Below are 1,950 nucleotides of genomic sequence, written 5' to 3'. Positions count from 1 at the left end.
GGCGCCCGCGAAAGCCGCAACTCAACCGGCCGCTGCGGCGCCCGCGAAAGCCGCAACTCAACCGGCCGCTGCGGCGCCCGCGAAAGCCGCAACTCAACCGGCCGCTGCGGCGCCCGCGAAAGCCGCAACTCAACCGGCCGCTACCTCATCCAAAACAACGCCGAAAAAATCCACCAAGCGGGCCGAGCCGACCGCGAGCGGACCCCAAGCTCCGCTTGAGGAAAAGCCGGTCAGTCTTCAGCACTTAGCGAATGTGACGCCGGAACAACGGCTCGACATGATCAGTGAGGCCGCGTATTACCGGTCTGAGAAGCGCAATTTTGCCGAAGGCTACGACGCGCAGGATTGGGCTGATGCGGAACGCGAGATCGATGAGTTGACGGCGAAGGCCAAAGAGATCTTCGGGAGTCGATAAGCAACGCGACAAGCACACGTTAAACACCATCGTTGTTGTTGTCGTAATCGGAGAAGCGCTGGCAATTGGCTTGCGAGAGAATCCGAAGCGTGGCGATAACCTCGATTACGACAACGACAACGATGCTATAACCTTCGTACCTGATATCCGGACAGACACGCGTGTAGGGGCGGGTTTTAAACCCGCCCCTACGTCCGGCTATCGCGTCCGACGGCTATCAAGGCATTCCCCCAGCCCAAGGCAGTGCGCCTCAGATCTCCGCGGCCAAGGCCGTCAGAAACGACTGATTCTCCTGCGCTGATCCGACCGTGACGCGCAGACAGTCGTGGAGCAGTGGGTGGGTTCCATTGAGATTCTTGACCAGTACCCCGCGCCGCTTGAGGCCGGAAAAAACGCGATCCGCGCAACCCGCGGCCAGCCGGATCAGGATGAAGTTGGCATCGCTTGGATATGGATGCACCGTCGGCAGCGCGGCCAGGGCGCTGAACAAACGGCCGCGCTCCGCGCGGATCAACTGGGTTTGGGCATCGAGCACGTCACGGTGGCGCAACGCAAAGGCCGCCGACGCCTGGGTCAATACATTGATATTATAGGGCAAACGGGTCTTGTCGAATTCGTGGAGCCAGGCCGGCGGTCCGGCCAGATAGCCCAGCCGCAGACCCGCCAGACCCATCTTGGAGACCGTCCGCAGAACCAGCAGGTTTGGCCACTCACCCAGACGCGACAGGAAACTCGCGTCGGTGAACGGGGCATAGGCCTCATCCACGATGACCAGACCGGGCGCGGCGGCGATGATCCGGCACACCGCATCGGCGTCGAACAGGTTGCCCGTGGGATTGTTGGGATAAGCGATATAGGTCAGGGCCGGACGTTCACGCTCCAGCGCGTCCAGCACCCGCGGCAAGTCGAGCGAAAAATCGTCGTCACGCAACGGCACGCCCACATAGTCCATGCCGGTGAACAGCGCGATCATGCGATACATGACGAACCCCGGCTCCAGGACCAGGATCTTCTGACCCGGTCGCGCCACCGTCATCGCGAGCAGTTGAATCAATTCATCCGAGCCGTTGCCGAGCAAGAGCCCCATGTCCGCCGGGATGCCCATGGAGTCGCGCAGACCCTCCTGGACCACGGTGCCCTGGGGGTCCGGATAGCGATTCAGGGCGACGGTGCGCAGCACCTCCAGCCACTCGGACTTGAGCGCGTCCGGCCAGGTGTAGGGGTTCTCCATGGCGTCCAGCTTGATCAGACCCTGGGCGTCCGGGACATGATAGGCGCCGAGTGCGCGGATCTCGGGACGGACGAGTTGGTCGATCAGAGTGGCTATGGGTGTATTTTCCATCGAGACCTCGAAGCGGACGACCCGAAGAACAAGGGATGGCCGCGAATGAATGCAAAGAAGAACAAATAACCGATCGATGCACGCCCCCTTAACCGGAGGCCGAGGCTTTAGCCGGTGGCTCCCCACGCACGACATCGCCCTTGGGGCACGATGACTGGCCCCCGTGGGAGCGGCGTCCCGCCGCGATGCGGTG

At 62.4% G+C, this 1,950-nt stretch carries 2 protein-coding genes; one reads left to right on the top strand and one right to left on the bottom strand.

The annotated features are described in order from the left end of the window. The coding region (locus tag QZY03_RS19615; protein WP_295583850.1) for a DUF2934 domain-containing protein at nt 1-415 on the top strand (415 nt) is incomplete at its 5' end. Nucleotides 416-665: 250 nt separating this feature from the next. Here the strand turns inward: QZY03_RS19615 and hisC are convergent. Continuing rightward, the gene (gene hisC, locus QZY03_RS19610; protein ID WP_295583849.1) at nt 666-1,757 is read right to left on the bottom strand and encodes a histidinol-phosphate transaminase; all 1,092 of its coding nucleotides are present in this window, start codon (nt 1,755-1,757) and stop codon (nt 666-668) included. Between the last annotated feature and the right edge of the window lie 193 nt (nt 1,758-1,950).

It is taken from the genome of uncultured Lamprocystis sp. (assembly GCF_903933125.1).
GTDB lineage: Bacteria > Pseudomonadota > Gammaproteobacteria > Chromatiales > Chromatiaceae > Thiodictyon.
This window is presented reverse-complemented; position numbering and strand designations above follow the sequence as displayed.

Excerpts from the sequence above, each read along its gene's own strand:
- hisC (WP_295583849.1), bottom strand. The coding sequence starts at position 1,757 with ATGGAAAATACACCCATAGCCACTCTGATCGACCAACTCGTCCGTCCC.